Raw genomic sequence first — 25,591 nt, forward strand, 5'->3', positions numbered from 1 at the left:
ATCTTGATCACACCCGCCACGCCGGCCGCCGCCTGCGCGTGCCCGATGTTCGACTTCAACGAGCCCAGCCAGAGCGGCCGTTCGGCCGCGCGGCCCTGACCGTAAGTGGCCAGCAGCGCCTCGGCCTCGATCGGGTCGCCCAGCGTCGTCCCCGTCCCGTGCGCCTCCACCGCGTCGACCTGACCGGCCGTCAGGCCGGCGCCGGCCAGCGCCGCCCGGATCACCCGCTCCTGCGAGGGCCCGTTGGGCGCGCTCAGTCCGTTGGAGGCGCCGTCCTGGTTCACCGCGCTGCCCCGGACCACCGCCAGCACCGGGTGGCCGAGCCGCTCGGCGTCGCTCAGCCGCTCCAGCACCAGCATGCCGACGCCCTCGGCCCACCCGGTCCCGTCGGCCCCCGCGGCGAACGGCTTGCAGCGGCCGTCCACGGCCAGGCCGCGCTGGCGGCTGAACTCGGTGAACATGCCCGGCGTGGACATCACGGTGACACCACCGGCCAGCGCCAGCTCGCACTCACCGCTGCGCAGCGCCTGCGCGGCCAGGTGCAGCGCGACCAGCGAGGAGGAGCACGCCGTGTCCACCGTCACCGCCGGGCCCTCCAGGCCCAGGCTGTAGGCGATCCGGCCGCTCAGCACGCTTGCCGCACCGCCGGTGAGCAGCAGGCCGTCCAGCCCGTCGGCGGCCTCGTGCAGTCGCGGGCCGTACTCCTGCGCCATCGCACCGACGAAGACCCCCACCGCCGAGCCGCGCACCGCGCCCGGCGCGATGCCGGCCCGCTCGAAGGCCTCCCAGGAGCTCTCCAGGAGCAGCCGCTGCTGCGGGTCCATCGCCACCGCCTCGCGCGGCGCGATGCCGAAGAAGCCGGCGTCGAACTGCGGTGCGTCGTACAGGAATCCGCCCGCACGCACATAGCTGCTGCCGGGGCGCTCTCCACTCGGGTCGTAGAGGCCGCGCAGGTCCCAGCCGCGGTCGGTGGGGAAGTCACCGACCGCGTCGCCGCCGGCCAGCACCAGCTCCCAGAGCGCCTCGGGCGAGTCCACCCCGCCCGGCAGGCGGCAGGCCATGCCGACGATCACCACCGGGTCGTCGGCCACCCGGTTCGCCCGCTCGGCCGCGGCACCGGCGGCGGCCGGCCCCTGCTGGAGCAGCGCCAGGTGGTCGGCCAGCCGGGCCGGCGTGGGGTGGTTGTAGAGCAGCGCGGACGGCAGGCTCAGACCGGTCGCCCGGGCGAGCCGGTCACGCAGTTCGACCGCGGTCACCGAGTCGAAGCCGAGCTCCTTGAAGGTCCGGGCGGCCCCGATCGCCCGGGCGTCGGCGTGGCCGAGCACCACGGCGGCGTGCGCGCGCACCAGGTCCAGCGGCTCCCGCCGGTCGCCGACCGCGGGCGCGGGCGCGGGCACCGCTGAAAGCGCAGGAACAGACGAGAGCACAGGTCCGGGCAGCGCATCGATCCAGTAACGCTCCCGCTGGAAGGCGTAGGTGGGCAGCTCGACCCGGCCCGCGCCGACCGGTAGCCGCCAGTCGACCGCAACGCCCTGGACGAACAACTCGGCGGCGGAAGTCAGGAAGCGACGCAGACCACCCTCGTCACGGCGCAGCGTGCCGGTGACGACCGCCTCCGAGGCGGTCTCCTGCACCGGCAGGGTGAGCACCGGATGCGGACTGACCTCCACGAACACCGTGTGACCGGCAGCCTGCAGGGCACGCACGGTCGGCTCCAGCTGCACGGTCTGCCGCAGATTGCGGAACCAGTACCCAGCGTCCAACCCCGCCGTGTCCAACAACTCGCCAGTCACCGTCGAATGGAACGGCACCAGCGAGGACCGCGGCACGATCGGCGCCAGGACCTCCAACAACTCCGCTTCCAACGCCTCGACATGCGCCGAGTGCGAGGCGTAGTCCACCGGAATCCGACGGGCCCGTACCTCCTCGGCGGCGCAGCGCTCCAGCAGCTCCTCCAGCGCGTCGTTGTCGCCGGAGACCACGATCGACCCGGGACCGTTGATCGCAGCCACCGAGAGACGACCGTCCCAGTCGCCCACCCGCTCGGCGGGCAGCGCGGTGGAGACCATACCACCGCGCCCGGCGATCGCCCGGATCGCCTTGCTGCGCAGGGCCACCACCCGCGCGCCGTCCGCCAGCGAGAGTGCACCCGCCACCACCGCAGCCGCAATCTCACCCTGACTGTGCCCCACCACCGCCGCAGGCGTGACCCCGTGCGCCCGCCACACCTCCGCGAGCGACACCATCACCGCCCACAACACCGGCTGCACCACATCGACGCGCTCCAACGCAGCCGCATCGCCCAACACCTCGAACAGGTCCCACGCCACGAACGGCGCCAACGCCGCCGCACACTCCCCCATCCGCGCCGCGAACTCCGGCGACTCCACCAGCAGCTCCGCAGCCATCCCCACCCACTGCGACCCCTGCCCCGGAAAGACGAACACCACCTTCCCCTGAGCAGCCGCCATCCCCTCCACCACGCCCGCCGCCGGCTCGCCCGCCGCCAACGCCGCCAGCGCACCCGCCCGGTCGGCGCCCAGCAGCACCGCCCGGTGCTCGAACAGCGTCCGCGAGCCCGACAACGCCCGCCCCACCGCCACCGGCTCCGCGTCCGCCACCACCCCCAACGCCGCCGCCTGCCCCCGCAACGCCGCCACCGACCTGCCGGACACCACCCACGGCACCACCGGCGGCATCTCCACCGCCGGCTCAGCCAGCGCAGCCGAAGCCGGCGCCACCTCCTCCCAACCACCCACCACCACATGGCAGTTGGTCCCACCCATGCCGAACGAGCTGACCCCGCCCAGCAGCTGCTCGCCCGGCTCCGCCGGCCACGGCGCCCGCTCCTGCTGCACCCGCAGGTTGAGCCGGCCCAGCGGGATCTCCGGGTTCGGGGTGCGGAAGTTGAGGCTGGCCGGCAGCTCGCGGTGGCGCAGCGCGAGCACCGCCTTGAGCAGCCCGGCGATGCCCGCCGCGCCTTCCAGGTGGCCGATGTTGGTCTTCACCGAGCCGACGGCCAAGGGCCGGCCGGCCGGGCGGGCCGCGCCGACCACGGCGCCCAGCGCCGCGGCCTCGATCGGGTCGCCGACCTTGGTGCCGGTGCCGTGCAGTTCGACGTACTGCAGCCGCCCGGGCTCGATCCCGGCGGCCGCGCAGGCCTGCCGCAGCACCTGCTGCTGGGCGTCCCGGTCGGGCACGGTCAGTGCGGCGCCGCCACCGTCGTTGTTGACCGCGCTGCCCAGGATCACCGCGTGGATCCGGTCGCCGTCGGCGCGGGCCGCGGCCAGCGGCTTGAGCAGCACCAGGCCGCCGCCCTCACCCCGGACGAAGCCGTTGGCCCGCTCGTCGAAGGTGTAGCAGCGGCCGTCCGGCGAGAGCGCGCGCAGCTCGGCGGTGACCGCGCCGCGCTCGGCGGCCAGGTTGAGGTTGACGCCACCGGCCAGGGCGAGTTCGGACTCGCCGCGGCGCAGGCTCTCGCAGGCCAGGTGGACGGCGACCAGCGAGGAGGACTGGCCGCTGTCGACGGTGAGGCTGGGTCCGTGCAGGTCGAGCAGGTGGGAGAGACGGTTGGCGATGATGCCGCGGTTCAGGCCGGCGGCGGTGTGGTGGCCGACGGCGGCGGGGCCGCTGCGGTGCACCAGGGTGGCGTAGTCGTCGTGGATCGCGCCGACGAAGACGCCGGCCTGCCGCCCGCGCACCCGCTCGGGCAGCACGCCGGCGTCTTCCAGGGCCTCCCAGCCCAGTTCGAGGACGAGCCGCTGCTGCGGGTCCATCGCGGCGGCCTCGCGCGGCGAGATGCCGAAGAAGGCGGCGTCGAACCGGTCGACGGCGTCCAGGTACCCGCCGTGCCGGGCGTTGCGCCCGGGGGCCATGGGGTCCAGGTCGTCCGGGACGGCCGCGTCCCCGCGGTCGGCGGGCGTCTCGGTGACGGCGCTCGTGCCGTCCCGGAGCAGCGTCCAGAAGGCTTGCGGATCGGCCGCCTGCGGGAGGCGGCAGGACATGCCGATGATGGCGATTCCGTCGTCCGGAATCCCCTGTGCTGACCCGTTCATGAGGCGCGCTCCACTGACCTTCGTAGACCTTCGTGAACCTGGATCCGGCGGATGCGACGCGTTCCTCTCCCGCAGGACGGGCCCGACCGGCCCAGGCGGCCGATGCTAGTGACGGCCTCGCACGGAAACCGCCGGCGGCGCAGAAGACCAGAAAAACCCTTAGAAGACCGGCGAACCGCTCGGCCGACGGCCGACGGACCTTGACGGCACGGCAGTTGTCCGGCCTTAGGGATTTCCCCACTGGGGTGCCGGTTACCCTGTCCGCCCACTGTGAGCCCGATCGAGGGAGAGTCCCATGACGGACACCGAGCCGGCGCCCGTCCAGCTGCCCACTGCGCGCAGCTGCCCGTTCAGCCCGCCCGACGGGTACCGGCCGCTGCGCGAGGAGGGCCTGGCCCGGCTCTCCTTCCCCAGCGGCCCGGTCGGCTGGCTGGTCACCCGGCACTCCGAGGCCAAGGCCCTGCTCACCGACCCGGCGTTCAGCGCCCGCCAGGAGGGCCTGGTGCCCCCGGTGCCGACCGAGCTGCACTACGCGGCGCCGGCCGAGCCCGGTGCCTTCGCCAAGACCGACGACCCGGAGCACGGCCACTACCGCAAGCTGCTCACCGGGTTCTTCACGGTGCGCCGGGTGCGCGAACTGCTGCCGCTGATCGAGCGGATCACCCGCGAGCAGCTGGACGTGCTGGCCGCGGCCGGCCCGGGCGCCGACCTGGTGGAGCACTTCGCGGTGCCGGTGCCGTCCCGGGTGATGTCCGAGCTGGTCGGCATCCCGGAGACCGAGCGGGCCGCGTTGCAGCGCCACGTGGACGCCCTCGGCAAGATCACCAGCACCATCCCCGAGGCGATCGACGCCATTACCGGGCTGGGCGAGTTCCTCGGCGGCTTCGTGCCGCCGCAGCTGGCGCAGCCCGGCGAGGGCCTGGTCGGCGACCTGGTGCGCGGCGGCAAGGTCGACGACAAGGAGCTGATGAACCTGGTCAGCACCCTGATCAACGGAGGTTTCGACACCACCGGGAACATGCTGGCGCAGGGCGTCTTCGCCCTGTTGCAGCACCCGGACCAGCTGGCCCTGCTGCGCGAGCGCCCGGAGCTGTCGGACGGCGCCGTCGAGGAACTGCTGCGCTACCTGACCATCTCGCACTACGGCGCCAGTCGCTGGGCCCTGACGGACACCGAGTTCGCCGGGCAGCAGGTCAAGGAGGGCGAGGTGGTGGTGGTCGCGCTCGGCGCCGCCAACCGCGACCCGGAGCGGTTCGCCGAGCCGGACCGGCTGGACCTGACCCGGGACGACCACGGCCACGTCGCCTTCGGCCACGGCGCCCACCAGTGCCTGGGCCAGCACCTGGCCCGCACCACCCTCGCGGTCGCCTGGCGGGAGCTCTTCGAGCGCTTCCCCTCGCTGCACCTGGCCGTCCCCGCCGAGCAGATCACCATGCGGGACGACTACGTGCACTACGGCCCGCTGACCCTCCCGGTGACCTGGACGGAGGAGTCGGCGTGAGACTGACCGCCGACCCGGACCGCTGCTGCGGCTCGGGCCAGTGCGCGCTGACCGCGCCCGCGGTCTTCGACCAGAGCGAGGAGGACGGCACGGTGGTGCTGCTCACCGCCGAGCCGGCGGCCGAGCAGTTGGCGGCCGTGCGCACCGCGCTCGCGCTCTGCCCCACCTCGGCGATCCGCGCCGCGGCCGGCTGAACCCGCCGCTCGCCGCCGTACCGCACACCGCTTTTCGGACGCCGTCCCGGGCCTGCCCGAGGCGGCGTCCGCCGTCTGCGCGCAGCCTCCGAGCAGCGGTGTCAACACCGTGTCAGGACATCGGGCTTCGGGATCAAGGAGGCGTCAGGAGGGCAGCCGGGCCCCGGGGCGGCGGGCGTAGCGTCACTGCTGTGCCCCGCCGCACCCGGTGCCCCACCGGGTGCGGCGGGCGCACCCCGAGACGACCACCGTGTGGAGGCATGCCATGAAGCAGCAGCGGATCGCCGAGGCCCCCGAGCCCGAGGATCGCATCCCGGCCGGACACCTGTTGGTCCCCATCCGGTCGGGTCCGCTGGGGCACACCCCCCGCTTCTTCCGCACCCCGCTGGGCGCCCGCACCGCGGTCGCCTTCAGCTCCGGCGAACAGCTGGCCGCGGTGCTGGGTGCCGCGCAGCCGTGGATCGTGCTCGCCGAGCCGGCCCTGCGCGCGCTCGCCGCCCCGCTCGGCGTCAGCACGCTGACCGTCGACCCACAGCTGGCCGCCCCCGCGCCGACCCCGCTGCCGACGGCTCCCGCCGCCCCCGGGCCGGCCCTGCCGCGCCGCTGCGCCGCACCTGCGCGCGCCTGAACTCCGCGCGCAGCCGAGAGGCCCCGCCTCCCCAAGTCCCCTCCGGGCGGCCGCCCGTCCTTCCCCTGGCGGCCGCCCGGAGGCATGTGTCCACCCTCCACCAGCTCTCTCGGACGAGGCCCATGAGCATCGACAACATCGTCGGCCTGGTGATCGCGGCAGCCCTGGTCGGCTACCTGGTCCTGGCCCTGAAGTACCCGGAGAAGTTCTGATGTCCGCCACCGCCCCGGTCCGGTCGGACACCACCTCGGCCGTGCCGCCCCCGGCACCCGCCGCCGCCCCGCGCAGAGTGGGGGCCGGGATCCTCGATCCCCAACAGCTCTGGCGGGCGCTGCCGCAGGCGCTGCGCAAGCTCAACCCGGTCACCCTGGTCCGCAACCCGGTGATGTTCGTGACCGAGGTGGGCGCCGCCCTCACCACCGGCCTGGCCCTGTGGCACCCCTCGCTCTTCGCCCTGCTGATCACCGGCTGGCTCTGGCTGACCGTGGTCTTCGCCAACCTGGCGGAGGCGGTCGCGGAGAGCCGCGGCAAGGCGCAGGCCGAGACGCTGCGCACCACCCGCCGGCAGACCACCGCCCGCCGGCTGGCGAACTGGCCCGCGAGCAGTGCCGAGCAGCAGGTGGCGGCCGGCGACCTGCGGCGCGGCGACCACGTGGTGGTCGAGGCCGGGCAGTTGGTCCCGGGCGACGGCGACGTGGTGGAGGGCGTGGCCAGCATCGACGAGTCCGCGATCACGGGTGAGTCCGCCCCGGTGATCCGCGAGTCGGGCGGCGACCGGAGCGCGGTCACCGGCGGCACCCGGGTGCTCTCCGACCGGGTGGTGGTGCGGATCACCCAGGAGCCCGGCGAGAGCTTCCTGGACCGGATGATCTCCCTGGTGGAGGGGGCGAACCGGCAGAAGACCCCGAACGAGCTGGCGCTCAACCTGCTGCTCACCATGCTGACCTTCGTCTTCCTGATGGCGGTGGTCACGCTCCAGCCGATGGCGGTCTTCTCCAAGCACTACGACGCGGCCGCGCACAACACCACGGTGATCGACGGCAACGGCGTCACCGGGATCGTGCTGGTCTCGCTGCTGGTCTGCCTGATCCCGACCACGATCGGCGCGCTGCTCTCGGCGATCGGCATCGCCGGCATGGACCGGATGGTGCAGCGCAACGTGCTCGCCATGTCGGGCCGGGCGGTGGAGGCCGCCGGCGACGTGCACACCCTGCTGCTGGACAAGACCGGCACCATCACCTTCGGCAACCGCCAGGCCGCCGAGCTGCTGGCGGTCGGCGCGGTCGGTGAGCGGGAGCTGGCCGAGGCGGCGCTGCTCGCCAGCCTGGCCGACGAGACGCCCGAGGGCCGCTCGATCGTCGTCTTCGCCCGCGACCGGCATGATCTGACTGATCGTCAGATCGAGGGCGCGGCCTTTGTGCCATTTAGCGCCACCACCCGGATGTCGGGTGTCGACCTCCCCTCCGGACGCTGCCTGCGCAAGGGCGCCGCGGCCGCGGTGGCCACCTGGGTGACCGAGCGCGGCGGAGCCGTGCCGGCCGAGCTGGACGACGCGGTGACCCGGGTCTCGGCGGCCGGTGGCACCCCGCTGGCGGTGGCCGAGCACGACGACTCCGGCGCCCCCGCCCGGGTGCTGGGCGTGATCCACCTCAAGGACGTGGTCAAGCCGGGCCTGCGGGCCCGCTTCGACGAGCTGCGCCGGATGGGCATCCGGACCGTGATGATCACGGGCGACAACCCGGTCACCGCCGCCGCGATCGCCGCCGAGGCCGGGGTCGACGACTTCCTGGCCGAGGCCACCCCCGAGGACAAGCTCGCACTGATCAGGCAGGAGCAGGCCGGCGGCCACCTGGTCGCGATGACCGGCGACGGCACCAACGACGCGCCCGCCCTCGCCCAGGCGGACGTCGGGGTGGCGATGAACACCGGCACCTCGGCCGCCAAGGAGGCCGGGAACATGGTCGACCTCGACTCCGACCCGACGAAGATCATCGAGATCGTCGAGATCGGCAAGCAACTGCTCATCACCCGAGGCGCGTTGACCGCCTTCTCGATCGCCAACGACATCGCCAAGTACTTCGCGATCCTGCCCGCGATGTTCGGTGCGGTCTACCCCAGCCTGCACGCGCTGGACATCATGCACCTGCACTCGCCGATGTCGGCGATCCTCTCCGCGGTGATCTTCAACGCCGTGGTGATCGTCGCGCTGATCCCGCTGGCACTGCGCGGGGTGCGCTACCGCCCGGCCTCCGCCTCGGCGCTGCTCACCCGCAACCTCTGGGTCTACGGCCTGGGCGGGGTGCTGGTGCCGTTCGTCGCGATCAAGCTGATCGACCTCTGCTTTGTCCAGTTCATCCCGGGGATCTGAGGCGAGAGACATGACTCGACTGCCCGTGTGGCTCTCCCAGCACCTCGCCGCGCTCCGGGTGGTGCTCCTGCTCACCCTGGTCACCGGCCTGCTCTACCCGCTCGGCATGACCGCGCTGGCCCACGTCCCCGGCCTGTCCGGCGCGGCCCGCGGCTCGCTGCTCAAGGGCCCGGACAGCTCGGTGGTCGGCAGCCGGCTGATCGGCCAGGCCTTCACCGACGGCAAGGGCAACGCGCTGCCGCAGTACTTCCAGACCCGGCCCTCCGACGCCGGCAGCGGCGACGGCTACGACCCGACGGCCTCGGGTGCCGGCAACCTCGGCCCGCAGAACGTGGTCGACACCCTGGAGACCGGCAACGACCCCACGACCTACAAGCCCGGCCTGCTCACCCAGGTCTGTGCCCGCAGCCTGGCCGTCGGCCGACTGGAGCACGTGGACGGCTCCCGCCCGTACTGCACCGCCGACGGGGTCGGCGCGGTGCTCGGCGTCTACCACGACGGCGGCACCAGCGGCCGGGTCACCAAGGTGGTGAGCCTCAACCAGGCCTGCCCGGCCACCCCGTTCCTGGCGAACTACCAGGGCGTGCCGGTGAGTTGCGCGACCCCCGGCGCCGACTACACCGCAGCGGTCACCGTGCCGGTGCGCGGCGACGCGCCGGCCCACCCGGTGGTCCCGCCGGACGCGGTCACCGCCGGCGGCAGCGGCCTGGATCCGGACATCAGCCCGGCCTACGCGGCCCTCCAGGTCCCCCGGGTGGCCGACACCCGCCACCTGACCGAGGACCAGGTCCGCACCCTGGTCGCGAAGTACACCACCGGACGCGCCCTGGGCGTCCTCGGCGAGCCCGTCGTCGACGTGCTCCAGCTCAACCTGGCCCTCGACCGCACCTACCCGAAGCAGGGGGCCTGACCCGTGATCGCCCTGATGCAAGCCTTCCTGATCATCGCCGTCGTGGTGGGGCTGCACGTCCCGCTCGGCGACTTCATGGCCCGCCAGCTCGACGGCGGCCGCCACCTGCGGGTGGAGCGCGGCTTCTACCGGCTCTGCGGCATCGACCCGGACCGCGAACAGGACTGGCGGCACTACCTGCTGGCGCTGCTCGCCTTCACCGTGGCGAGCATCGCCGCGCTCTTCGCCCTGCTGGTCGGCCAGGGCCACCTGCCCTGGTCGCGCGGGATCGGTGGGATGCCCTGGCGCACCGCACTGGACACCGCGGTCAGCTTCACCACCAACACCAGCTGGCAGAACTACGTGCCGGAGACCGGCACCGGCCACCTGGTGGTGATGGCGGGCCTGGGCGTGCAGGCCTTCGCCTCGGCGGCCGTGGGCGTCTGCGCCGCACTGGCGCTGATCCGCGGCCTGGTCCGGCACGGCACCGACGAGCTGGGCAACTTCTGGGTCGACCTGATCCGCACCATCGGCCGGGTGCTGCTGCCGCTCGCCGTCGTCTCCGGCCTGCTGCTGATCGGCCTCGGCGTCGAGCAGAACCTGGCCGGCAACCACACCGTCAGCACGCTGACCGGCGCCCGGCAGACCCTGATCGGCGGCCCGGTGGGCTCCTGGGAGTCGGTGAAGCTCTTCTCCGGGGACGGCGGCGGCTTCTTCAACGCCAGCAGCGCGCACCCCTTCGAGAACCCGAACGCGATCAGCAACGCGATCGAGATCGTGCTGATGCTGCTGGTCCCGACCGCCTTCATCCGCACCTTCGGCCGGATGGTCGGCAGCCTGAAGCAGTCCTGGACCCTGCTGGCGGTGGTCGGCATCCTGTTCGGCCTGCTGCTCGGCGCCGCCTCGCTCGCCCAGCACTCGGTCCACAGCCCGGTCGCGGCCGCGGTCGGCGGCTCGTACGAGGGCACCGAGACCCGGTTCGGCGTGCCCGGCAGCACCCTGTTCGGCGTCTCGGCCACCTCCAGCGCGGACGGCGCCGGCGGCGCCTCCTACGACAGCTTCTCCAGCCTGGGCGGCGGCGTGCTGCTGGCCGCGATGATGCTCGGCGAGATCGCCCCCGGCGGCACCGGCAGCGGACTGTACGGGCTGCTGGTGGCGGTGCTGATCGCGGTGTTCATCGGCGGCCTGATGGTCGGGCGCACCCCGGAGTACCTGCGCAAGCGGATCGGCCTGGGTGAGATGCGCTACGTGGTGATGTACGCGCTGGTCTCGCCGACCGTGGTCCTGGTCTGCTCGGCACTCTCGGTGGGCCTGGGCCAGGACGGCGCGGCGGACATGGGCAACCCGGGTCCGCACGGCCTGACCGAGCTGATCTACGCCTACACCAGCAACACCCAGAGCAACGGCAGTGCGATGTCGGGCTTCAACGGAGCCACCGACTTCCACAACACGCTGATGCCGATCGCCATGCTGCTCGGCCGCTACGTCCCGATCGCCTTCGTCCTGGCGCTGGGCGGCAGGCTGGCCCGGCAGCGCCCCGGCGCGGTGACGGTCGGCACGCTGCGCGCCTCCGGGATCAACTTCGTCACCCTGGCCACCGGCGCGGCCCTGGTGCTGGCCCTGCTCAACTTCCTGCCGGCACTGGCCCTCGGGCCGCTGGCGGAGGGGTTGTCGTAGCCCGCACGCCCCGCGTTCACGCCGAACGCACGGACGGCCCGCCCCGGCTGTTGCCGGGGCGGGCCACCCGCGAAGTGCTCGTGCTGCCGGTGCGTGCCTCAGGCCGCCTTGACCAGCTCCAGCTTGCCGCGCCGGCTGGTGGGCAGCTTGGCCTCGGCCGGCACCGCGGTGACGGCGCAGCGGGCGTGGGCCAGGACGTGCCGGGCGACCTCGCCGGAGAAGAGGCGGCGCAGCTTGCCGCGGCGGCCGGCGCCGATCACCAGGACGTCGTCGGCGCGGTCGGCGACCTGGAGCAGCGAGGGCCCCGCCTCGCCGCGGATCACCACGGGGGTGACCGCCAGGCCGGCCGGGTAGCCGCCGAAGACGTCGGTGAAGACCTCGTCCAGCCGGGCACGGGCGGCCTTCTCCCACTCCTTCGCCAGCGACGGGCACGGGTGGGTGCGGTAGACCTGCTCGCCGCCGACCGGGGTCCAGGCGATCACGGGCACGAGCTCGGCACCGCGCCGGGCCGCCTCCGCGGCCGCGCGCTGCAGGACCGCCGCGCTGCGGGCCGAACCGCTGACGCCGACGATGACCCGGGTGAACTCGGCCATGATGTGCTGCACTTCCCTCGGTTGTGGACCGCACTCGCAGCGGCCCTTCGTTTATCAGGTGAGATGATCCTAGCGCCTTACATTCATTGGTCAAGCGTGGGGCTCATCACCTGATCCATAAGACACCACCCACTCCTCGCCTTCACTCCTCCTTGACGCATCCCTAACGCCGAGCCGGTGGCTCCTGACGCCCCCCTGACGCCCCGGAGAAGGCGCTGCGCCCCGGAAAAGCACTGGCAGCGGCGGCGGCCCGACGGCAGGCTCCCCCCGTGACACTTCACGAGAACGAGATCACGGTGGACGAGGCGACCGTCCGCGCCCTGCTGCGGGAGCAGCTGCCGCAGTGGGCCGACCTCCCGCTCGCGCCGGCCGGCGCGGGCACCGACAACCGGATGTTCCGGCTCGGCGACCGGCTGCTGCTGCGCCTGCCGCGCACCGCGGACACCGCGCAGGCGCTGCGGAAGGAGCAGACCTGGCTGCCCCGCCTGGCACCGCGGCTGCCCTGCCGGATTCCCGAGCCGGTGCACCGCGGCACCCCGAGCGCCGCGTTCCCGCTCGCCTGGTCGGTGTACCGCTGGATCGACGGCGCGGAGCCCACCGCGGAATCGGTCACCGACTGGGCCGCCTTCGGCGCCGACCTGGCCGGGGTCGTCCAACGCCTGCACGACGTCCCGCTGATGGGCGCCACCCGCCAGGGTGAGCTCAGCTGGTACCGCGGGGGCGATCTGGCGGCCTGTGACGGCTGGGTCGGCCGAGCCTTCGACGCCTGCCGGGCCATCGAGGAGCTCGACCTCGACCTCGCGCGGCTGCAGCAGCTGTGGCGGCGCGCCCTCACGCTGCCCGGGCCCGCCGGCCGCCAGGTGTGGCTGCACGGCGACCTCAGGCCGGCCAACCTGCTGGTCCGGCAGGGGAAGCTGCACGCGGTGATCGACTTCGGCTGCCTGTCGGTCGGGTTCCCCGACGCCGAGCACTCGCCGCTGTGGGACCTGCCCGCGGCGGCCCGCCAGGCGTACCGGGACGCCCTGGGCCTCGACGAGCTGACCTGGCAGCGGGCCCGGGCCTGGGCCGTCGCCGTCGGCGTCAGCGGGGTGTCCTACTACTGGGACAGCTACCCGGCCTTCGCCACCGAGTGCCTCGCCCGCCTGCGAGCCGTCCTGGAGACCGCGGGGTGAGAGCGGCGGGGGCGCCCGGCGGCCGAACGCACCGTCACCCCAGCCCCGACCGCCGCAGCACCCCGCGGACCTCCTCGCCCAGCACCGCGTCCGCCAGCCCCCGCAGCACCTCGGCGCCTTCCTGCAGGGTGCCCGCGCTCTCCGCCTGCCGGGCGGCGGTGTCCAACTGGTGCCAGAGCAGCGGGTTCTCGCGGAGCACCCCGGGGTCGAGCTCCACCCAGGAGCCGTGGGCGTCGCGCAGGGTGAGGTGGACGGCGATGCTGCCGTTCTGCCGGAGTACCACCAGCGCGTCGGTGCGGACCCGGCGGGCGCGCAGCAGTTCGCGCACCTCCAGCCAGCCCGGGCCGGCGCTCACCCGCGGCGGGACGAGGACGGCGAAGATGCACCAGGCGAGCCCGACCCAGAGCGCGGCGCGCAGCAACGTCAGGCCGCCGGTGCCCCAGTCGACCAGCACCGCGAGGGCGGCGAAGGCCAGCGCGCAGCCCGCGGCGCGGCGGGCGGCGGCGGGCCAGTGGCGGTCGCGGACCACGGTGGCCGTCGCCGCCCGCCGGACCGGGGGCGGGCCGAAGACCCCGACCCCCGTCGTCTTCCGTTCGCGCATCGCCACCCACCCCACGCCAGGGACTCCACGGAGTCGTCCTCGCCCGCCGGCCGGACGCCGCGCGGTCGCATCGAGATCGCCAAGACCACACCAACCGGCCTCGGGAGCACGAACGTTAGGTGGCCGAAGCAACAAATTGTCAGCTCCTGACGGAATCTTCACGGCCACCCGCCCGTTCCTGACGTCCTCCTAGCACTTCGGGCAGCGCAGCACCGCGGCGGCACCCCGCTGTCCCTCGTTCGGAGGTGTTGCGGCCGGGGTTGCGCGCGGAGCCGGGGACACGGCGACCCGGTGTGCAAGGCTCACCTCTCGAACCGGCCAGGACGAGGCCGGGATGAGGAGAGGAACCACCATGGCCGAACAGCTGTACGCGACGCTGAAGACCAACCAGGGCGACATCGAGATCCGCCTGCTGCCGGACCATGCCCCCAAGACGGTGAAGAACTTCGTGGAGCTCGCCAAGGGCGAGCGGGAGTGGATCAACCCGGAGACCGGGAAGAAGACCACCGAGAAGCTGTACGACGGAACGATCTTCCACCGGGTCATCGAGGGCTTCATGATCCAGGGCGGTGATCCGCTGGGCAACGGCACCGGCGGCCCCGGCTACAAGTTCGGCGACGAGTGCCACCCCGACCTGGCCTTCACCAAGCCCTACCTGCTGGCCATGGCCAACGCCGGCCCGGGCACCAACGGTTCGCAGTTCTTCATCACGGTCGCGCCCACCAGCTGGCTCACCGGCAAGCACACCATCTTCGGCGAGGTCACCGACGACGCGAGCCAGAAGGTCGTCGACGCCATCGCGACGACGCAGACCAACCCCCGCACCGACCGCCCGGTCGACGACGTGATCATCGAGTCGGTGGTCATCGAGACCCGCTGACCGGAGCCGGCTCGCGGGCCTCAGAACAGGAACTGCACCACCAGCAGGTCGATCAGCTTGATCCCGACGAACGGCAGCACCAACCCGCCCAGCCCGAAGACCCGCAGGTTGCGGGCCAGCAACTGGGCCGCCGAGGCGGGTTGGTAGCGCACGCCGCGCAGCGCCAGCGGGATCAGCGCCACGATGATCAGCGCGTTGAAGACGATCGCCGAGGCGATCGCCGAGGTCGGGCTGTGCAGCGCCATCACGTTGAGGTCGCGCAGGCCGGGGTAGGCGCGACCGAACATCGCGGGGATGATCGCGAAGTACTTGGCCACGTCGTTGGCGATCGAGAAGGTGGTCAACGCCCCGCGGGTGATCAGCAGTTGCTTGCCGATCTGGACGATCTCGATCAGCTTGGTCGGGTTGGAGTCCAGGTCGACCATGTTCCCGGCCTCCTTGGCGGCCGAGGTACCGGTGTTCATCGCCACCCCGACGTCGGCCTGGGCCAGGGCGGGCGCGTCGTTGGTCCCGTCGCCGGTCATCGCCACCAACTTGCCGGCCGCCTGCTCGCGCTTGATCAACGCCAGCTTGTCCTCCGGGGTGGCCTCGGCCAGGAAGTCGTCCACCCCGGCCTCGGCGGCGATCGCGGCGGCGGTCCGCGGGTTGTCCCCGGTCACCATCACGGTCCGGATGCCCATCTCGCGCAGCTCCGCGAAGCGCTGCCGGATGCCCTCCTTGACCACGTCCTTGAGCTGCACGATGCCCAGCACCCGCGCGCCGTGCCGGTCCTGCACCGCGACCAGCAGCGGGGTGCCGCCGTGCCCGGCGATCACGTCCACCGCCTCCAGCACCGAGCCCTCGACCAGGCCACCGCGCTGGTAGACCCAGGTGGAGACGGCCGTCGCGGCCCCCTTGCGGATCTCGATCGCCGGGGCGTCCGGCCAGGTCAGGTCCACCCCGCTCATCCGGCTCTGGGCACTGAACGGCACGAACTCCAGCCGGCCCAGCTCACCCTCGGCCCGTTCGCGCAGCCCGTACTGCTTGGCCAGCACCACGATCGAGCGCCCCTCGGGCGTCTCGTCGGCCAGGCTGGAGAGTTGGGCCGCCTCGGCCAGCTGGTAGGGCTCGACGCCGGGCGCGGGCAGGAAGCGCACCGCCTGGCGGTTGCCGAAGGTGATGGTGCCGGTCTTGTCCAGCAGCAGGGTGTCCACATCGCCGGCGGCCTCCACCGCCCGGCCCGACATGGCGAGCACGTTGCGCTGCACCAGGCGGTCCATCCCGGCGATGCCGATCGCCGAGAGCAGCGCGCCGATCGTGGTCGGTGCGAGCGCCACCAGCAGGGCCACCAGCACGGCGATGGTCTGCTCGGCGTGCGCGTAGATGGCGAACGGCTGCAGGGTGACCACGCAGAGCAGGAAGACGATGGTGAGCGCGGCCAGCAGCAGGTTGAGCGCGATCTCGTTGGGCGTCTTCTGCCGCTCCGCGCCCTCGACCAGGGCGATCATCCGGTCGATGAAGGTGAGCCCGGGCTTGGCGGTGATCCGCACCACGATCCGGTCGGAGAGCACCTTGGTACCGCCGGTCACCGCGCAGCGGTCGCCGCCGGCCTCCCGGACCACCGGGGCCGACTCGCCGGTGATCGCCGACTCGTCGACCGCGGCGATGCCCTCCACCACGTCCCCGTCGCCGGGGATGGTCCCGCCCGCCTCGACCACCACGAAGTCGTGCAGCCGCAGCGTCTCGGCCGGCACCGCCTCCTCCTCCGGCCGCTCCTGTCCGAACCGCCACCCACGCAGTCGGCGCGCCACGGTGCCGGTCCGGGCCCGGCGCAGCGACTCGGCCTGGGCCTTCCCGCGACCCTCGGCCACCGCCTCCGCCAGGTTGGCGAAGATGACGGTGAGCCAGAGCCAGCCGCTGATCACCCAGGCGAACAGGCTCGGCTGGAGGATCGCCGACAGCGTGGTGAGCGCCGAGCCGACCTCGACCACGAACATCACCGGGTTGCGCACCATCAGCCGCGGGTGCAGCTTGCGCAGGGCCTCCGGAAAGGCGGTGACCAGTTGCTTGGGGTCGAACAGCGCACTGCCGACCGCGCGGTGACGAGGCGTCACCGACTGGTCGGCAAGGGCGTCCTGGCGGACGGGCGGTTCGGTCGGCGCGGGGGCGAGCGGCGGCATGCGGGGGGACTCTCTCAAGGGCACGGGCGTGCGCGGGCCGCGACAGCCCGGCGGGACGTCGGCGGCCGGGCGCCCGGCCGCCGACCAGGCCAGCCAACCGTGCGCAACCGGCCGATCACGGCTCTCTGACGACTTCCTGACGCCTGATCGGCCCGGATTGACACTGTATTGACGAGTCCGCGACACTACTGATACGCACCGCCGGCGCCACGCCCGCCACACCAGCCATGCCAGCCACACCCGGCACTGCCGTGCGGCCCGGACGGCAAGGATCCGTCAGAGCCGATCCCCCGCACGCCAGGGATTCGTCAGCGACGGATCCGCCGCGCCCGCCCGCCGGTTGACTCGGCGAGGTGCCCACCAGCCCGACCCACCGCCCGTCCCACCCCCTGCTGCTGCCCCGCCCCGGTCACCCTGAGCGCCCCGGCCCCGGCACCCTCGCCGCCCACGTCCTGCTCACCGGCGGCGGCGCCTGCTGGACCGACCGCCGGCACGCTCCCCGGGTCGCCCTGGTGCACTGCGGTCCCTACCGCCTGCTGCGCGGCGACCCCGCCCTGCTCACCCCCGAACGCCTCGCCCCGCTCGCGCGCGGCCAGTTCAGCGCGCCCGACCCCTTCCTGCCGCTGCTGGGGCGCACCTTCGACCCCGTCCTCCCCTGGATCCGGGTGGTGCTGGTGCAGCGGGACCGCCCGCGCCGCCGCCCGCTGCCGGCCGGGGTGCGGCTGCGCCCGCTCACCCCGGCCGACGCGCCCCTGCTCGAGGCGCTGCCCGCCGAGTTGCGCTGGCTCACCGAGACCTGGCGCTCCGCCCGGGCGCTGGCCGGCTCCGGCGGGGCCTGGGGCGCCTTCGTGGCGGGCCGCCCGGTCGCGCTCGCCGTCACCCACCTGCGCGGACTGGCGCACGAGGACCTGGCGGTCGCCACCGCCCCGGAGTACCGGCGCAGCGGCCTGGGCCTGGCCTGCGTCCTCGCCGCCGCCACCGCCGCCCGCCACCGCGGCCGGCTGCCCAGCTGGACCGCGCCCAGCTCCAACGGCCCCAGCCTGGCCCTGGCGGCGGCGGCCGGCTTCCGCCCGGTCCACCAGGAGCCCGGCTACTGGGCCGGCCCGGCGACCGACCACGGCCCGGCGATCGACCGCGGCCCGGCGGTCACCACCGGCGCGGTGACCGCCCCGACCGCATCGGCTCAGGCGTTGCACAGCCCGGTGCTGTAGTCCACCGTCGCCGCCGACTGCGAGTACTGCCACTCCGGCGCCAGCAGCTGCGCGTCGAGCTGCGCCGCCGCGGTGCGGTCCTCCGTGATGTACCCGAAGTCCTGCAGCCAGGCCGGGTAGAGGTTCTTGGAGCCGAGGTAGAAGGCGGCGCCGTCGACCGAGACCAGCTTGTGGTGCAGGGCGTAGGGGTGGCCGTCGGCCCAGCGGTCGCCGGGCGCCGCGCGGAAGGCGGCCAGCTGCAGGTTGCGGCACATCAGCTGCTTGGCGCCCGAGCGGTCCTGGCCGGTGACCGCGCCGATCCGGTCCAGCAGCACGTCGCTGACCTCGGAGAGCGACTTGATCTGCGAGTAGCCGCCGCTGCCGACCAGGCCGCGGTTGGCCGGGTCGCTCACCACGATCCGCACCTTCACCCCGGCGGCCAGCTTGGCCGCCAGCGTGTCGTAGAGCCGGGCGTCGTAGCGGGGCAGCGGCGGGCAGGTGCCGTTCAGGTCCTGCTGGGAGATCTCGATGTGGCTGGTGGCGCTGCCGACCAGGGCCCGCAGCGCGCTCTCCTCCGGGTTGACGGTCGCGTAGTCGCGGTCGTCGTTGGTGTGGTCGGGCAGCGGCAGCGGCCCGCAGCCGGTGCCGGGGCCGGCCACCGGGGCGGCGGCCGGGGTGGGCTGGAAGGCCGAGGCGGGGTCGCGGTCCTGGATGCCGACGCCCAGGCCGCCGACCGCGATCACCGGCACGCCGCCGGTCGGGGCCGGGGCGGGGTTGGCGTCCTGCTCCATGGTGGCCAGGCAGCCGGCGCCGCCGGTGGAGGCGAACCAGGCGGCCGAGAAGACGCCGGTGTTGCGGCAGGTCCAACCCCAGAGGGTGTCCAGGTAGCGGCCGGCGGTGCCGGCGGCGGGGCCGGTGAGCGCCAGGTCGGCGTCGGTGACCGGGTGGGTGGTCTCCAGGTAGTCGGCCTTCCAGTCGTTGATGCCGCCGGTGAGCACGCTCTGCCCGTCGACCACCAGCAGCTTGGCGTGGTTCCAGGAGAAGGAGGTCTTGGCGGTGGTCATCGAGGCCACGTTGAGGGTGATCGAGCCGGCCGCGTCGCCGAGCTTGGCCACCAGCTCGTCGCGGTACGAGGTGGGCAGCACGTTGATGTTGTAGAGCGGCGCGGCGCCGACCAGGATCCGCACCTGGAGCCGGTGGCCGTTCGCCACCGACTGCTTGAGCCCGGCCACGATGGCGTCCTCGAAGGCGCCGTTGGGCAGCGGGGCGAGCGAGGAGATGTCGACGGTCCGGGTCGCCCCGGCGATGTTGGTGGTCATCTTCGCCAGCAGCGCCTGGCTGCCGGGGCGGTCGGTGCAGCTCGGGTCGCCCCAGCAGCCGGGGGTCTGCAGCAGCCAGCCGCCCGGGTCGCCGGCCGGGGCGTCCAGCGCGTTGCCGTCGGTGCGCTGCCAGACGGTGCCCTCCAGGCCGGGCGAGACCTGGCGCAGCACCTGCTGCACGGCGTCCAGGTGCGGGGTGGCCGAGGGCCCGGCGGGCGCGGCCGGCGCACCGGGCGCGTCCGCCGCGGCGGGCAGGGCGGGCGCCAGCGCGAGGGTGGCGGCGGCGAGGGTGAGGGCGGAACGCAGCAGGCCGCGACGGGGGCGGCGGGAAACTGCGGGCAGGGTCATGTGACGGACCTTCACGGGACTAGTGGAGGAGGGCAACCGGGTGTTCACGGTTGCGACCCGAGAAAGCTACCGCTCAGTCACCTTCTGTTCGGTCACCAACGGCCGCTTCCAGCCGATCGGCGGGGGCACTCCCGCCGATCGACGGGTGTCGCACGTGGCAGGCTACGGGTCGGACCGTTCCGGTCCCGCCGCACCAGCCCCGCCCCAGGAGCCACCTTGACGGACCGTCCGCGCCCCGCCCTCCGCCTCGACGTCTACGCCTCCGGCCACCCGGCGCACATCCTGGCCGCCGCCGAGCAGGCCGAACGCCGGGGCGCGGACCGCCTGCTGGTCGCCGAGACCGCCCACGACCCGTTCCTCCAGCTGGCCCGCGCCGCCGACCGGACCAGCACGATCGAGCTCGCCACCGGCATCGCGGTCGCCTTCGCCCGGACCCCGATGACCCTCGCCTACCAGGCCTGGGGCCTGCACGAGGCCTCCGGCGGCCGAGCCGTCATCGGTCTGGGCTCGCAGGTGAAGCCGCACATCGAGAAGCGCTTCGGGATGCCCTGGGACCGGCCCGCCGCCCGGATGCGCGAGTACGTGCACGCGGTGCGGGCGATCTGGCACAGCTGGCAGACCGGCGACCGGCTGCGCTTCCGCGGCGACTTCTACACCCACACCGTGATGACCCCGGTCTTCTCCCCCGACCCCGTCCCGGCCGGCCCGCCGCGGATCCTGCTGGCCGGCGTCGGCCCGCTGATGACCCGCGCCGCCGGCGCGGTGGCCGACGGCTTCCTCAGTCACCCGTTCTCCTCCCCCGGCTACCTGCGCGAGCAGGTGCTGCCCGGGCTCACCGCCGCCCGCGCCCAGGCCGAGGCCGACGGCGCCCCCTGGACCACCCGCCCGTTCGAGCTCGCCGGCAGCGTGCTGACCGCCACCGGGCGCACCGAGGAGGAGTACCTGGCCAACCTCGCCGCCACCCGCGAACGCCTGGCCTTCTACGCCTCCACCCCCGCCTACCGCCCGGTGCTGGACCACCACGGCTGGGGCGACCTGCACGAGGAGCTGCACCGGCTCTCGGTGCGCAGCCGCTGGCCGGAGATGACCGCGCTGATCGACGACTCGGTGCTGAACACCTTCGCCGTCACCGGCCCGGTCCCCGAGGCCGCGGCCGAGATCCACCGCCGCTACGCCCCCTTGGTCACCCGCCTCTCCCCCTCGCTGCCCGACGGCGCCGCGCCCGACCTGGCCCTCGACCTGCTGGCCGCCCTCCGCGCCCTCGGCTGAGGCGGCGACCCGGCGGGCGGCCGTTCGCCGGCGTCGCTACTCCCGCACCCCCGCATCGTGCCGCTCCAGGGCCGGCCGCAGGGCGGCGGTCACCGCGCGGACCGAGCCGAGCAGCGCGGTGGCCGAGGACCAGCCGCCACTGCGCCAGAGCAGCAGTTGGGTGCCCTCGACCCGCCAGCTGCACGGCTGCGGGGCGGTGAGCAGGTGCTCCACGCCGGCGGCGGACAGCACGGCGCGGGCCAGCTGCGCGTCGTTGGCGTAGACCTCGTACCGGACGTCGAAGAACGGCGCGCCGCTCGGCACCCGGGGGGCCGGCAGTGGCTCGGTGACCCGGGTGGAGTGGAAGGCGGGCTCGTGCCGGACCTCGATCGGCGACTCGACCGGGGCGGGCAGCCGGGCCAGCAGCACGCCGTAGAAGTGCGCGGAGCCGTTCTCCCGACAGCGGTAGCCGACCGAGCCGAGCGGCAGGCCCGCCAGGCTGCCGGTCACCTCGTCGGTGAAGCGCTGCCCGGTGCCGTAGTGGAACGGCGGCCCGGCCAGGTCGGGGGCGTCGCCGCTGCTCGGGCGGAAGCCGTGACGTGCGGTCAGCTCGGCGGCGATCGCCCCGGTGCGCCGCCGGTCCAGCACCGGCCCGATCCGCGGCGCGGTGAGGACCAGCGCGACCAGCGCGCAGAAGAACACGATCGGGACCACGACGCCCATGGCGCCTCCCCAGGTTGAGGGCCTGTCGACGGTGCCGGACCGGACCGTGCCGGGGCACCCGCGACCTTCTCGCCGACCAGACTTCCCGGCACACCGTTGACCGACAGTACTCATCCGCGAACGAACTGCAAGGGGGCCGGCGGAACCGCTCGCCCCGGCCGCCGACTTTGCATGCTCAGCGCAAGAATCGCGTCAACGCTGGCGCGTGCGGGTTGCGTCCGGCCCGCGGGCTGCTACACCGGAGTCAGGAGGTGCACGATGCGCCCGATCTCCGGCCGGTTCGACCACCGGCAGCTCGCCCTGCTCGCCGCCGTGGCGGGCCCGCTCGCCCTGTCCGCCGTGTTGTTGCCGTTCCGCGGCACCATGGCCAACACCAACGTGGCCCTGCTCCTGGTGGTGATAGTGGTCGCCGTGGCGGCGCTGGGCCGGCGGTCGGCCGGCGCGGTGGCCGCGGTGGTCGCCGCCCTCTGCTTCGACTTCTTCTTCACCCGTCCGTACGAGCAGTTCGCGATCAGCAAGTCCGCCGACCTGACCACCGCGATCCTGCTCCTGGTGGTCGGCCTCGCGGTCTCCCAACTCGCCGCCCGGGCAAGGCGGTTCCGGATACTGGCGATCACCGACGCGGGCTACCTGGCCCGGATCCGGGACACCGCCGTGCTCTCCCGCAGCACCAACTCGGCGCTGACCGTGGTCGACCAGGTCCGTGACCAGCTGGTCGAACTCCTCCAGCTGCGCGGCTGCCGGTTCGAGTACGGGTCACTGCTCGGCCACCCGCCGCGCCTGGAGCACGACGGCTCGGTGATGATCGGCCACCACCCGTGGGACGCCGACCGGCTCGGCCTGCCGGCCGAGGACGTCGAGCTGCGGATGTTCGGCAACGGCAAGTACATCGGCCGGTTCATGCTGGAACCGACCCCCGGGGTGGTCCCCACCCGACAGGCCCGGCTGGTCGCGGTCACCCTGGCCGACCAGGCCGGCGCGGCGCTGGACTCCCTGCACCGACCGGTCAAGGCGGCCTGACCGCCGTCCGGTTCCCGCCCGGCAGATGATGAGGGCGCGCGGCCTGTTTCCCCCGGCCGCGCGCCCTCTCCCCATCACCTGGCCGCCGATGCTGTTGGTCGCCGGGCCCCCCTGGCCCGGCTCGGTCATCGGCGCGGCACCGGTCCGGTCCCCCACGGACGGAACCGGTGCCTTTCCTCACCACAGACGCTAGGCCGCCGATGATCGCCTCCCGCCGCTCTTGACGCCCTCTTGTCGCCGACACAGCGGATCTTGACGCGACGCTGGTACCGACCGCCCCGGCCCTACCCCTGCTCCGCCCCTGGTCGGCCGCTACGGCGCCAGGTCCCGCCCCCGCTGGAGTCGACCCGGAGCTGCACGGCCGAGCCGGCCGTGTCGATCGGGTTGTACCTGATCCCGCCGGAGGCCGAAGCCGGCACAGCGGTGAGCAACCCACCACCCAGCACGACGGCCAGCCCGGCAGCGGCCAGGCCGGCTCGGCGCTTGGCGATGGACTTCTCGGCGTTCTCGAACCCGCACGCCGGAGAAGCAGCCTAGTCGGGTCGCACGATCACCACCGGGCAGGAGGCCTGCTGCGCCACCTGCTGGCTCACCGAGCCCAGCAGGGCCCGGGCCACCCGCCCGTGACCGCGGCTGCCCACCACCACCAGCTCGGCCCCGCGGGCCGCCTCGACCAGCGCGTCCACCGGGTCGCCGCGCACCAGCAGTTCCTGCACCGCGACCGTCGGCGTCTCGCCCAGCACGGTGCGCAGTTCCGCGCCGAACCGGCGCCGGGTCATGTCCTCGTCGAAGGAGGTGTCCACCACCGGCGCGTTCCAGCCGAAGTCCTGGGGCACCTCGATCACGCCGACCGCCTCGACCGCGCCGCCGATCAGCCCGGCGTGCCGGACCGCCCAGCGCAGCGCGGCCCGGGAGGACTCGGATCCGTCGACCCCGACCACCACCCGCGGCGGCTGCGCCGCCCGGTCACCGTCACCGTTCCCGGTCATCCGCCCTCACCTCGCTCCCGGTGCCGGGCAGCGCGCCCGGCGACCCGCCGCTCAGTGCGCCACCCGCCGGTGCCGCCCGCCGCCCTCGTGCTGCATGATCCAGCGCGCGGTCCAGCCGAGCACCGCCAGCACCGTGACGCCCCAGACCACCGCGAACAGGATCAGCACCCAGAGCGTGGTGACCTGGTAGCCGACCAGGCCCAGTCCCATCGAGATCCCGACCAACCACAGCACCGCCCACGTGGGCGCCTGGGCGATCGCGTGCAGCATGTCGCGGAACGGGTGGATCTCCCGTGCCCGCTTGGCACCGCTCCCCGGGTCGAGTCGCTCCTCCATCGCCGCCACCTCCGAGCAGATCAGCCGTGTGACCGGAGACGGGCGGGCCCGGTGCGGACCCGGCGCCTCCGGCGGAGCCGTCTTCCATGGTCCCCCCGGACCGTCCGGCGCGCCGCTCCAGCCGCCGGGGAGCGCGGTGCGCCCGGGGACGCCGCCCGGTCGGGGTGGAAACTCCGCGGCAGCAGAAGGCGAGTTGACGATCCGTCAGCCCGACCGCAGCCGCCCACCGACCGCACCCGCACCGCCACCCTCCGCATCCCCCGTTTCCCGCGCCCGACCCGAACGGGCGAACTACAGTGGAGCGGGGGCAGGAGGTGGTCCCGGATGCCGAGGATTGCGCGGCGCACGCTCGCCGCTCCGGCGGCTGCGGTCTTCGCGCTGCTGCTCGTCGGTGTCGGTGGCTGCGGATCCGGCGGCAAGTCGCATCCCACCGCCACGCCGACACCGTCGCCGACACCGTCGGCCAGTGCTCCGGCGAGCCCGTCCACCAACGGGCAGCTCTCGCCCCTCACGGGGCTCCCCGGGCCGGCGGGCCAGGTCCTCGCGGTCAAGATCGACAACATCGTCAACGCCCGCCCGCAGACCGGGATCAACTCGGCCGCCGTGGTCTACGCGATCGAGGTGGAGGGCGGCATCTCCCGCTTCCTGGCCGTCTTCGACTCCAACCACCTGCCGCCCGGCAACACCGTCGGCCCGGTGCGCAGCGCCCGGGAGAGCGACCTGCCGATCCTCCAGCAGTACGGCAAGGTCGACTTCGCCTACTCCGGCGCGCTCTCCAAGTTCCTGCCGATCCTGGCGCAGGCGGACATCTTCAACGCCTCGGCGGACCAGGACGGCGGCGCCTACTTCCGCGGCTCGAACAACGTGGCGCCGTACAACCTGTTCGTGCGGCCGTCGAGCATCCTGCACGACTTCCCGGACTCGGCGCAGGCCAAGGACATCGGCTTCCGCTTCGGCCCGGCCCCCAGCGGCGGGACGCCCACCGACAGCTACACCGCGCGGATGCCGGCGGCCGGCTTCACGTTCAGCTGGTCGGCGAGCCAGGGCAAGTACCTGGTGGCCATGGACGGGAAGCCCGCGATGACCACCGACGCCGGGCAGATGGGCGCGCCGACCATCGTGATCCAGAAGGTGGCGGAGACCACCTCGCCGCGCGGCTTCATGGACTCCCCCGGGGTGCTCTCGCCGTACGCGCCGACCGTGGGCAGCGGTGCCGCGGTGGTCCTCCGGGACGGCCAGGCCTTCCAGGGCAGCTGGTCCCGCACCGATCCGAACGGCGGCACCACCTTCAGTTACGCCGGCCAACCGATGACCTTCCACCCGGGCCAGGTCTGGGTGGTCCTGGAGCCACAATGACCACGCGCTGGGGAGGTGCCATGACCAGGGGGCACACCAGGGCCGTGGCCTGCACCCTGCTCGGCGGCGGGGTGCTGCTGGCCGCGCTGGGACGGGCGGCCTGGCGGGTGATCGGCCCGGGCAGCGACTGATCCGCCGGGGCCTGTCCGGCCCTGGACCGACATGCCCGAAGGGGCCCGGCGACGGTGTGTCGCGGGGCCCCTTTGGGTGTGTTCGGGGTGTTGATCGGGGGTGATCAGTAGTTGTTGTGGATCTGCCAGTAGGCCCAGGCCTGGTTCGGGCTGCCGTAGCGGGAGTTCATGTAGTCGTAGGCCCACTTGATCTGGGTGGTGGGGTTGGTCTGCC

21 protein-coding genes are annotated in these 25,591 nt (G+C 73.7%); 13 read left to right on the top strand and 8 right to left on the bottom strand.

Annotated features, from left to right (window positions below):
* Nucleotides 1-4,055: type I polyketide synthase (locus tag ACQRUO_RS29210; protein WP_428319101.1), on the bottom strand; the 4,055-nt coding region annotated here is incomplete at its 3' end.
* Nucleotides 4,056-4,350: 295 nt separating this feature from the next.
* Here ACQRUO_RS29210 and ACQRUO_RS29215 point away from each other — a divergent pair.
* The 7 genes from ACQRUO_RS29215 to kdpA all read left to right on the top strand — a co-directional run bounded on the left by ACQRUO_RS29215 (nucleotide 4,351) and on the right by kdpA (nucleotide 11,312).
* A complete protein-coding gene (locus ACQRUO_RS29215) occupies nucleotides 4,351-5,556 on the top strand; it encodes a cytochrome P450 (RefSeq protein WP_428319102.1) in 1,206 nt (401 codons plus the stop codon).
* Nucleotides 5,553-5,750 (top strand): ferredoxin, encoded by a 198-nt coding sequence (locus tag ACQRUO_RS29220; protein WP_428319103.1) that lies wholly within the window; start codon nucleotides 5,553-5,555, stop codon nucleotides 5,748-5,750. The genes ACQRUO_RS29215 and ACQRUO_RS29220 overlap by 4 nt, the downstream gene beginning before the upstream one ends.
* 265 nt (nucleotides 5,751-6,015) lie before the next feature.
* A complete protein-coding gene (locus tag ACQRUO_RS29225; protein WP_428319104.1) occupies nucleotides 6,016-6,378 on the top strand; it encodes an SAV_915 family protein in 363 nt (120 codons plus the stop codon).
* Between the two features lie 122 nt (nucleotides 6,379-6,500).
* The gene (gene kdpF, locus ACQRUO_RS29230; RefSeq protein ID WP_428319105.1) at nucleotides 6,501-6,590 is read left to right on the top strand and encodes a K(+)-transporting ATPase subunit F; all 90 of its coding nucleotides are present in this window, start codon (nucleotides 6,501-6,503) and stop codon (nucleotides 6,588-6,590) included.
* On the top strand, nucleotides 6,590-8,746 hold the full coding sequence (kdpB, locus tag ACQRUO_RS29235) for a potassium-transporting ATPase subunit KdpB (protein WP_428319106.1): 2,157 nt from the start codon (nucleotides 6,590-6,592) through the stop codon (nucleotides 8,744-8,746). The genes kdpF and kdpB (ACQRUO_RS29235) overlap by 1 nt, the downstream gene beginning before the upstream one ends.
* Nucleotides 8,747-8,756: 10 nt before the next feature.
* The gene (locus tag ACQRUO_RS29240; RefSeq protein WP_428319107.1) at nucleotides 8,757-9,656 is read left to right on the top strand and encodes a potassium-transporting ATPase subunit C; all 900 of its coding nucleotides are present in this window, start codon (nucleotides 8,757-8,759) and stop codon (nucleotides 9,654-9,656) included.
* Between the two features lie 3 nt (nucleotides 9,657-9,659).
* Entirely contained in the window at nucleotides 9,660-11,312 is a 1,653-nt protein-coding gene (kdpA, locus tag ACQRUO_RS29245; protein WP_428319108.1) for a potassium-transporting ATPase subunit KdpA, read from the top strand.
* A 98-nt stretch (nucleotides 11,313-11,410) separates the two neighbouring features.
* Here the strand turns inward: kdpA and ACQRUO_RS29250 are convergent, their stop codons facing one another.
* Nucleotides 11,411-11,905, bottom strand: coding sequence for a universal stress protein (locus ACQRUO_RS29250; RefSeq protein WP_428319109.1), 495 nt, complete (start codon nucleotides 11,903-11,905; stop codon nucleotides 11,411-11,413).
* 269 nt (nucleotides 11,906-12,174) lie between these two features.
* Between ACQRUO_RS29250 and ACQRUO_RS29255 the strand changes: the two genes are divergently transcribed.
* Complete coding sequence (locus ACQRUO_RS29255) at nucleotides 12,175-13,077, top strand: aminoglycoside phosphotransferase family protein (protein ID WP_428319110.1); 903 nt, start codon at nucleotides 12,175-12,177, stop codon at nucleotides 13,075-13,077.
* A gap of 34 nt (nucleotides 13,078-13,111) precedes the next feature.
* Here ACQRUO_RS29255 and ACQRUO_RS29260 read toward each other — a convergent pair whose 3' ends face one another.
* A complete protein-coding gene (locus tag ACQRUO_RS29260) occupies nucleotides 13,112-13,678 on the bottom strand; it encodes a hypothetical protein (RefSeq protein ID WP_428319111.1) in 567 nt (188 codons plus the stop codon).
* Nucleotides 13,679-14,030: 352 nt separating this feature from the next.
* On the opposite strand from ACQRUO_RS29260, the gene ACQRUO_RS29265 reads away from it, so the two are divergent.
* Entirely contained in the window at nucleotides 14,031-14,558 is a 528-nt protein-coding gene (locus ACQRUO_RS29265; RefSeq protein WP_428319112.1) for a peptidylprolyl isomerase, read from the top strand.
* A gap of 20 nt (nucleotides 14,559-14,578) precedes the next feature.
* Here ACQRUO_RS29265 and kdpB (ACQRUO_RS29270) read toward each other — a convergent pair whose 3' ends face one another.
* Nucleotides 14,579-16,717 (bottom strand): potassium-transporting ATPase subunit KdpB, encoded by a 2,139-nt coding sequence (kdpB, locus tag ACQRUO_RS29270; protein WP_428319113.1) that lies wholly within the window; start codon nucleotides 16,715-16,717, stop codon nucleotides 14,579-14,581.
* Nucleotides 16,718-17,070: 353 nt separating this feature from the next.
* Here kdpB (ACQRUO_RS29270) and ACQRUO_RS29275 point away from each other — a divergent pair, with 353 nt between their 5' ends.
* On the top strand, nucleotides 17,071-17,928 hold the full coding sequence (locus tag ACQRUO_RS29275) for a GNAT family N-acetyltransferase (protein ID WP_428319114.1): 858 nt from the start codon (nucleotides 17,071-17,073) through the stop codon (nucleotides 17,926-17,928).
* On the opposite strand, the gene ACQRUO_RS29280 is transcribed toward ACQRUO_RS29275, so the two are convergent.
* Entirely contained in the window at nucleotides 17,901-19,574 is a 1,674-nt protein-coding gene (locus ACQRUO_RS29280; RefSeq protein ID WP_428319115.1) for a phospholipase D-like domain-containing protein, read from the bottom strand. The genes ACQRUO_RS29275 and ACQRUO_RS29280 overlap by 28 nt on opposite strands.
* A 216-nt stretch (nucleotides 19,575-19,790) precedes the next feature.
* Between ACQRUO_RS29280 and ACQRUO_RS29285 the strand changes: the two genes are divergently transcribed.
* Nucleotides 19,791-20,843: a TIGR03617 family F420-dependent LLM class oxidoreductase gene (locus tag ACQRUO_RS29285; protein WP_428319116.1), complete on the top strand. Its 1,053-nt coding sequence runs from the start codon at nucleotides 19,791-19,793 to the stop codon at nucleotides 20,841-20,843.
* A 36-nt stretch (nucleotides 20,844-20,879) separates the two neighbouring features.
* On the opposite strand, the gene ACQRUO_RS29290 is transcribed toward ACQRUO_RS29285, so the two are convergent.
* On the bottom strand, nucleotides 20,880-21,545 hold the full coding sequence (locus ACQRUO_RS29290; protein WP_428319117.1) for a hypothetical protein: 666 nt from the start codon (nucleotides 21,543-21,545) through the stop codon (nucleotides 20,880-20,882).
* Between the two features lie 258 nt (nucleotides 21,546-21,803).
* Between ACQRUO_RS29290 and ACQRUO_RS29295 the strand changes: the two genes are divergently transcribed.
* Nucleotides 21,804-22,565, top strand: coding sequence for a DUF4118 domain-containing protein (locus tag ACQRUO_RS29295; protein WP_428319118.1), 762 nt, complete (start codon nucleotides 21,804-21,806; stop codon nucleotides 22,563-22,565).
* A gap of 533 nt (nucleotides 22,566-23,098) precedes the next feature.
* On the opposite strand, the gene ACQRUO_RS29300 is transcribed toward ACQRUO_RS29295, so the two are convergent.
* Together ACQRUO_RS29300 and ACQRUO_RS29305 are read right to left on the bottom strand one after the other, a co-directional pair.
* Nucleotides 23,099-23,554 (bottom strand): universal stress protein, encoded by a 456-nt coding sequence (locus ACQRUO_RS29300; protein WP_428319119.1) that lies wholly within the window; start codon nucleotides 23,552-23,554, stop codon nucleotides 23,099-23,101.
* Nucleotides 23,555-23,605: 51 nt separating this feature from the next.
* Nucleotides 23,606-23,890: a hypothetical protein gene (locus ACQRUO_RS29305; protein WP_428319120.1), complete on the bottom strand. Its 285-nt coding sequence runs from the start codon at nucleotides 23,888-23,890 to the stop codon at nucleotides 23,606-23,608.
* A 324-nt stretch (nucleotides 23,891-24,214) separates the two neighbouring features.
* Between ACQRUO_RS29305 and ACQRUO_RS29310 the strand changes: the two genes are divergently transcribed.
* Nucleotides 24,215-25,246 carry a DUF3048 domain-containing protein gene (locus ACQRUO_RS29310; RefSeq protein WP_428319121.1) on the top strand — a complete coding sequence of 344 codons (1,032 nt, stop codon included), beginning with the start codon at nucleotides 24,215-24,217 and terminating at the stop codon, nucleotides 25,244-25,246.
* Nucleotides 25,247-25,591: the final 345 nt, after the last annotated feature.

The organism is Kitasatospora sp. LaBMicrA B282 (assembly GCF_050325825.1).
Classification (GTDB): Bacteria; Actinomycetota; Actinomycetes; order Streptomycetales; family Streptomycetaceae; genus Kitasatospora.

Excerpts from the sequence above, each read along its gene's own strand:
- ACQRUO_RS29240 (WP_428319107.1), top strand. The coding sequence starts at position 8,757 with ATGACTCGACTGCCCGTGTGGCTCTCCCAGCACCTCGCCGCGCTCCGG.
- ACQRUO_RS29300 (WP_428319119.1), bottom strand. The coding sequence starts at position 23,554 with ATGACCGGGAACGGTGACGGTGACCGGGCGGCGCAGCCGCCGCGGGTG.
- kdpF (WP_428319105.1), top strand. The coding sequence starts at position 6,501 with ATGAGCATCGACAACATCGTCGGCCTGGTGATCGCGGCAGCCCTGGTC.
- ACQRUO_RS29260 (WP_428319111.1), bottom strand. The coding sequence starts at position 13,678 with ATGCGCGAACGGAAGACGACGGGGGTCGGGGTCTTCGGCCCGCCCCCG.
- ACQRUO_RS29265 (WP_428319112.1), top strand. The coding sequence starts at position 14,031 with ATGGCCGAACAGCTGTACGCGACGCTGAAGACCAACCAGGGCGACATC.
- ACQRUO_RS29280 (WP_428319115.1), bottom strand. The coding sequence starts at position 19,574 with ATGACCCTGCCCGCAGTTTCCCGCCGCCCCCGTCGCGGCCTGCTGCGT.
- ACQRUO_RS29215 (WP_428319102.1), top strand. The coding sequence starts at position 4,351 with ATGACGGACACCGAGCCGGCGCCCGTCCAGCTGCCCACTGCGCGCAGC.
- ACQRUO_RS29295 (WP_428319118.1), top strand. The coding sequence starts at position 21,804 with ATGCGCCCGATCTCCGGCCGGTTCGACCACCGGCAGCTCGCCCTGCTC.
- ACQRUO_RS29225 (WP_428319104.1), top strand. The coding sequence starts at position 6,016 with ATGAAGCAGCAGCGGATCGCCGAGGCCCCCGAGCCCGAGGATCGCATC.
- ACQRUO_RS29250 (WP_428319109.1), bottom strand. The coding sequence starts at position 11,905 with ATGGCCGAGTTCACCCGGGTCATCGTCGGCGTCAGCGGTTCGGCCCGC.
- ACQRUO_RS29305 (WP_428319120.1), bottom strand. The coding sequence starts at position 23,890 with ATGGAGGAGCGACTCGACCCGGGGAGCGGTGCCAAGCGGGCACGGGAG.
- ACQRUO_RS29290 (WP_428319117.1), bottom strand. The coding sequence starts at position 21,545 with ATGGGCGTCGTGGTCCCGATCGTGTTCTTCTGCGCGCTGGTCGCGCTG.
- kdpB (WP_428319106.1), top strand. The coding sequence starts at position 6,590 with ATGTCCGCCACCGCCCCGGTCCGGTCGGACACCACCTCGGCCGTGCCG.
- ACQRUO_RS29310 (WP_428319121.1), top strand. The coding sequence starts at position 24,215 with ATGCCGAGGATTGCGCGGCGCACGCTCGCCGCTCCGGCGGCTGCGGTC.
- kdpB (WP_428319113.1), bottom strand. The coding sequence starts at position 16,717 with ATGCCGCCGCTCGCCCCCGCGCCGACCGAACCGCCCGTCCGCCAGGAC.